Origin of the sequence: [Collinsella] massiliensis (assembly GCF_002161605.1) — a bacterium.
Lineage (GTDB): Bacteria > Actinomycetota > Coriobacteriia > Coriobacteriales > Coriobacteriaceae > Enorma.
Genome location: NZ_NFIE01000004.1, coordinates 129,168 through 135,469 on the forward strand (window position 1 = coordinate 129,168; position 6,302 = coordinate 135,469).

Below are 6,302 nucleotides of genomic sequence, written 5' to 3' on the forward strand. Positions count from 1 at the left end.
CAGGGAGAGAAAGGACCAGCATGATCTACACCGTGACCTTCAACCCGTGCCTGGACTACATCGTGCAGGTGGACGGCCTCGAGCTGGGGCTCGTGAACCGCACCGCGCGCGAGGAGATGCTGCCCGGCGGCAAGGGGGTGAACGTCTCCATCGTCCTGCGCAACCTCGGCCACGAGAACCGTGCGCTGGGGTTCCTGGCGGGCTTCACCGGCGCCGAGATCGCGCGGCGCCTGCGCGAGACGGGCGTCGAGGCGGACTTCATCGAGGTCGCCCAGGGCATGAGCCGCATCAACGTGAAGGTGAACTCCGAGGGCGTCGAGACCGAGATCAACGGCATGGGGCCGGCCATCCAGCCCGAGGACGTCGAGGCGCTCTACGCGAAGCTCGACACGCTCGCGGCCGGCGACACGCTCATCATCTCCGGCAGCGTGCCGAGCGTGCTGCCCGGCGACATCTACGAGCGCATCATGGCGCGCCTCGAGGGGCGCGGCGTGTCCATCGTCGTGGACGCCACGCGCGACCTGCTCGTGAACGTCCTGCCCTACCGGCCGTTCCTCATCAAGCCGAACAACCACGAGCTCGGCGAGATCTTCGATGTCGAGCTGAGCCGTCGCGCCGACGTCGTGCCCTACGCGCAAAAGCTGCAGGAGCGCGGCGCGCGCAACGTGCTCGTCTCCATGGCGGGCGAGGGCGCGGTGCTCGTGGCCGAGGACGGCTCGGTGCACGAGAGCCCGGCGCCGCGCGGGCACGTGGTGAACTCCGTGGGCGCGGGCGACTCGATGGTCGCCGGCTTCGTCGCGGGGTTCCAGGAGAGCGATGGCGACTTCGAGACGGCGTTCCGCATGGGCGTGTGCACCGGCTCGGCGAGCGCGTTCTCCATGCAGCTCGCCACGCGCCCCGAAGTCGAGGCGCTGCTCGCCACGATTTAGCCGATATACGGGGCGGCTGGCGCAGGGGTGACCGACCTGCGACGCGGGCGCTCCGTCGGAAACATAGGTGTTCGTCCGTTCGCCCGGCACCGCGCCGGAGGAGGGAGCAAGTATGAAAATCACGGGACTGTTGAAGAAGGAGGGCGTGAGGCTCGGCGTTGGCGCCACGACGCAGCTCGAGGCCATCGATGTCCTCGTCGACCTCCAGGTCGGGATCGGCACCATCGCCGACCGCGACCGCTACCGCGACGCGGTGCTCGCCCGCGAGGCCGAGTTCTCGACCGCGGTGGGCGAGGGCGTGGCGATTCCCCACGCGAAGACCGACGCGGTGAAGAAGCCCGGGCTCGTGGCCATCACGGTGCCGGGCGGCGTGGATTGGAAGGCGCCGGACGGCAAGCCCTCCGACCTCATCTTCCTCATCGCCGCACCCGAGACGGAGGCGAACGTGCACCTGGAGGTGCTCGCGAAGCTCTCGACGCTGCTCATGCACGAGGAGTTCCCCGCGGCGCTCCGTGCCGCCAAGACGGTCGATGAGTTCCTCGCCGTGATCGACGAGGCCGAGGCCGCCTACGATGCCGAGCAGGAGGCGAAGGCCGCTGCGAAGGCGGCGCCCGCCCAGGCCGCCGCGGCCGATTCCGGCATGCCGCAGATCCTCGCCATCACCGCCTGCCCCACGGGCATCGCGCACACCTACATGGCCGCCGAGAACCTCGAGAAGGTCGCGAACGAGATGGGCTACACCATCAAGGTCGAGACCCAGGGCTCCGTCGGCACCAAGAACGCCCTCACTGCGGACGAGATCGCCGCGTGCAAGGGCATCATCATCGCGGCGGACAAGGGCATCGAGCTCGCCCGCTTCGACGGCAAGCCGCTCTACTCGACCAATGTGTCCGCGGGCATCAACGACGCCGAGCGCCTCATCAACATCATCATGAACGGCGAGGCGCCCATCTGCCACGCCAAGGGCGGCTCGAGCGCGCCCGTCGCGGCGGACGCCACCGAGGGCATCGGCTCGCAGATCTACAAGCACCTCATGAACGGCGTCTCCCACATGCTGCCGTTCGTGGTGGGCGGCGGCATCCTCATGGCCATCTCGTTCCTCGTGGACCAGTCGGGCATGGGCACGAGCGCCTACGGTTCCTCCACGCCGCTCGCGGCGTTCTTCAACCTGGTGGGCAACCAGGCGTTCAACTTCATGCTGCCCATCCTCGCGGGCTACATCTCCATGTCCATCGCCGACCGACCGGGCCTCGCGCCGGGCTTCGTGGGCGGCTGGATCGCCAAGCAGGGCTTCACGCTCGGCTACCTCGCCACGGCCATGGACGCTGAGGCGCAGGGCGCGCTCATCTCCGGCGGTTTCATCGCGGCGCTCTTCGCGGGCTTCGCGGCAGGCTACATCACGCTCGCCATCGAGCGCGCGTGCGACCACCTGCCCGAATCGCTCGAGGGCATCAAGCCGGTGCTGCTCTACCCGCTCATCTCGATCTTCCTCATCGGCCTCGTCATGCTCGGCCTGAACCCCATCTTCGCCGCCATCAACAGCTGGCTCACCAACGTGCTGAACGGCATGGGCACGGGCAACCTCGTGCTGCTCGGCGCCATCGTGGGCGGCATGATGTCGGTTGACATGGGCGGCCCCTTCAACAAGGCCGCGTACGTGTTCGGCACCGCCATGCTCGCCGAGGGCACCACGACCGGCCAGATCATCATGGCGTCCGTGATGGTCGGCGGCATGGTCCCGCCCATCGCCATCGCGCTTTCCACCACGTTCTTCAAGAACCGCTGGACCTCCGCCGACCGCAAGGCGGGCGTGGTGAACTACATCATGGGCCTGTCGTTCATCACCGAGGGCGCGATCCCGTACGCCGCCGCCGACCCCGGCCGCGTGCTGCCCAGCTGCATCATCGGCTCCGCGCTCGCGGGCGCCATCTCTGCGGCATTCGGCTGCACGAGCCCCGCGCCCCACGGCGGCGCTTGGGTGATCGCGGTCATCGGCAACCCGGTCATGTACCTCGTGGCCCTCATCGCGGGCTCCGTGGTGGCGGCGCTCATCCTGTCCTTCCTCAAGAAGCCGCTCACGCCCGAGCAGACCGGCCCCGCCAAGTAGCGAGCCATTGGGGACGGGCTCACTGAGTCATTGGGGACGGGTTCATTTGACTCACCGCACCCCGGCCGAACCCAACATCTGCTGATCATGCTGCGTCTGGACGCGTTCCGGGCGCAGCATGTTCGTTTCATCATGGGCGCGCCATTCGGGTCGCGCGGGGTTGTCAGGTATACTACGTATGCACGGTACGAGGCGGGCAGCGCACGGAAAGGCACGAAGGCGCCGTTCCAGCCCGCCCGATGAGGGGAGTTTTTCATGGCAGAAGCGATGCGAGGCGTGTTCACGAGCCTTACGCAGATCCGCCGCACGGTGTTCCGCGAGCTGGCGCGCATAGCGTACGAGGGGGAGGACGGCGTCTACGACGAGCTCGACGACCTGCCCTATCAGATCATCTCCGGCGACGTGGCCACCTACCGCGAGAGCGTGTTCCTCGAGCGCGCCATCGTGGGCGAGCGCATCCGCCTGGCCATGGGCCTTCCGCTCCAGGGCGCCGACCGCCCGGCCAAGATCTCCGACGGCGCCGAGCAAGCTGCCAAGCCCGAGACCTACTACGAGCCGCCGCTCATCAACATCATCAACTTCGCCTGCAACGCCTGCGAGGAAGAGTCGTACGTGGTCTCCAACCTCTGCCAGGGCTGCCTCGCCCATCCGTGCCGCGAGGTCTGCCCCAAGGGCGCCATCACGTTCAAGGACAAGAAGGCCTACATCGACCAGGAGAAGTGCATCAAGTGCGGCCGCTGCATGCAGGTCTGCCCCTACACCGCGATCATCCACCGCGAGCGCCCCTGCGCCGCGGCCTGCGGCATGCACGCGATCGGTTCCGACGAGCAGGGCCGCGCCGTCATCGACTACGACAAGTGCGTCTCGTGCGGCCAGTGCCTGGTGAGCTGCCCCTTCGGCGCCATCGCCGATAAGAGCCAGATCTTCCAGATCATCCAGGCCATCCGCGCCGGGGACGAGGTCATCGCGGCCGTGGCGCCGTCGTTCGTCGGCCAGTTCGGCGGCCGCGGCAACGTGGACAAGCTGCGCGAGGCCTTCAAGATGCTCGGCTTCGCGGGCATGGAGGAGGTCGCCATCGGCGCCGACCTCTGCACCGTCCAGGAGGCCGGCTACTTCCTGGAAGAGGTGCCGGAGAAGATCCCGTTCATGGGCACGAGCTGCTGCCCGGCGTGGTCGGTCATGGCGAAGAAGGAGTTCCCCGAGCATGCGGACTGCATCTCGATGGCGCTCACGCCCATGGTGCTCACGGCGCGCCTCATCCGCGAGCAGCACCCGGACGCGAAGATCGTGTTCGTGGGGCCGTGCGCCGCGAAGAAGCTCGAGGCGCAGCGCCGCAGCGTGAAGAGCGAGGTCGACTTCGTGCTCACCTTCGAGGAGATGGCGGGCATGATGGAGGCCAAGGGCATCGAGTACACGAAGCTCAAGGGCGACGGCGCCACCGACTTCGAGGTGGCGAGCGCTGACGGCCGCGGCTTCGCGGTGGCGGGCGGCGTCGCGCAGGCCGTGGTCGACGCCATCCACAAGGACCACCCCGACCTCGAGGTGAAGGTCGAGGCCGCGCAGGGTCTTGAGAACTGCCGCAAGATGATGAAGGACGCCGCGAAGGGCAAGTACAACGGCTACCTGCTCGAGGGTATGGCGTGCCCGGGCGGCTGCGTGGCCGGCGCCGGCACCATCCAGGCGGTCAACAAGACGGCGGCGCAGGTCAGGGCCTATGCCAAGAAGTCGCCGCACAAGCTCGCGACGGAGAACATGTACAACAAGTACCTCGACGTGCTCGAGCGCGAGAGCGACGGCGTGCGCGACGGCGATGCGGTCGCCGAGTCCATCAACGCTCAGAAGGGCGACGCCTAGCGCGCTCGCCCGATGCCGGGCGCCCGACGCGCGCCCGCGCTGCGATAGAACCAAAGAATCGCCCATCGTTTCGGTGGGCGATTCTTCGTTCGAGCCCAGATACTGAGTGGGATTCCGGAATGTCCGAGTAGACTGGGGGTTCGTCTTCTCGCGACCTGCGGTTTTTCGGGCGCTTCGGGCTGGCTACCCGACGGTTTCGCTATCCCACACAGTATCGAGGCTCGAACACGCCGTGAAACCCGGTTTTAGCCCGGATCAGGCGAGCCGCTCGTCGATCCACGCGCGCAGATGGCCGTCCATGCGACCGAGGAGCATCCGCGTGGCGCGGTTGGTGTACGGCCGCGTGATGCCGAAGGGCGCGCGGAGCAGCTGGTAGAGGTAGCCCTCCTCGTCCGCGATCTCGAGACTCGCGGGGTAGGTGAGCTCGTAGGCGAAGCACGCGAGGTTGACGAGGTAGTCGACCGGCGTGACGCGCTCGGCGTACGAGGCGGTGCGGTGCTCGAAGAAGGCGTCCTCAATGGCGGGCGAGATCTCGCTCGCGAGCAGCGCCTCCTCATCCGCGCCGATCACGGTCTCGACGGTATCCTGGCACGCGACGCGCAGGATGTCGAGCTTGTCGGCATCGCGCACGAGGTCGCAGAAGGCGCGCGTACGGGGGTCGAGGTCGCGAGGCAGGCGAAAGTCGCTGTGGTGTGCGACGGCCGCGCGGATGATCTCCTCGGCATTGTCGTCGGGGTCGATGAAGCGGTGGATGATGCCCATCGCCGCCCCGTCATCGGGCAGCGCGTCCGCGCCTTCCGCCCCGCGTCCGAAGAGCACCTCGATGCCGATGGCGGCATGGCTCGCCGATCGCGCGTCGCTGAAGGTGTCCCAGCGCCGCAGCTGCTCGAACCGGCCGATGTCGTGCAGCAGCCCGCAGAGCCAGGCGAGGTCCACACCCGCCTCCGTGAAGCCGGCTTCCCGCGCGATGCGCTCGCAGAGCTCGGTCACGCGCAGGGTGTGCGCCACCTTGAGCGCGATGCGCGGGTTCTCGGCGTCGTAGCCTGCGACGTAGCTGTCGAACGCCTCCTGTGCGCGGCGACGGTCTACGGTGTGCACAAGGTCTGCCATTGTGTACCTCACTAACGAAACTGGTACTGCGAAGGTATCAGGTAACGGAAGAACTGGTAATACGATGTTACCAGTTGCTAGAGGCGAAGCCCGCTCGTACGAACTGATAAGCTCGCCCACTCGCTTGGGTCGTCACAACGAAAACGGCGAGCCCGAATTCCCAAATCACGCCAAGGGGAGTGCGGCGGCCACCTTGGACCGCCTACGTCGCGTAGCCGAGGCGCCCCCTGCGCCCGGCGATCGTATCGTACACCGTCCGCCCGCCCTCGCGGAAGGCCTTGAGGCGCCCGGTCGCGTACCAC

The 6,302-nt window shown here is 67.6% G+C and carries 4 protein-coding genes; 3 read left to right on the plus strand and 1 reads right to left on the minus strand.

Annotated elements, in window-relative coordinates; all coding sequences use genetic code 11:
• The first annotated feature begins 20 nt into the window (after window positions 1–20).
• The 3 genes from pfkB to B5G02_RS02665 all read left to right on the plus strand — a co-directional run bounded on the left by pfkB (window position 21) and on the right by B5G02_RS02665 (window position 4,890).
• The gene (gene pfkB, locus B5G02_RS02655; RefSeq protein ID WP_094335075.1) at window positions 21–929 is read left to right on the plus strand and encodes a 1-phosphofructokinase; all 909 of its coding nucleotides are present in this window, start codon (window positions 21–23) and stop codon (window positions 927–929) included.
• Between the two features lie 112 nt (window positions 930–1,041).
• A complete protein-coding gene (locus B5G02_RS02660) occupies window positions 1,042–3,036 on the plus strand; it encodes a PTS fructose transporter subunit IIABC (RefSeq protein ID WP_094335076.1) in 1,995 nt (664 codons plus the stop codon).
• A gap of 255 nt (window positions 3,037–3,291) precedes the next feature.
• A complete protein-coding gene (locus B5G02_RS02665; protein ID WP_094335077.1) occupies window positions 3,292–4,890 on the plus strand; it encodes a 4Fe-4S dicluster domain-containing protein in 1,599 nt (532 codons plus the stop codon).
• Window positions 4,891–5,145: 255 nt separating this feature from the next.
• Here B5G02_RS02665 and B5G02_RS02670 read toward each other — a convergent pair whose 3' ends face one another.
• On the minus strand, window positions 5,146–6,000 hold the full coding sequence (locus B5G02_RS02670; protein ID WP_094335078.1) for an HD domain-containing protein: 855 nt from the start codon (window positions 5,998–6,000) through the stop codon (window positions 5,146–5,148).
• Window positions 6,001–6,302: the final 302 nt, after the last annotated feature.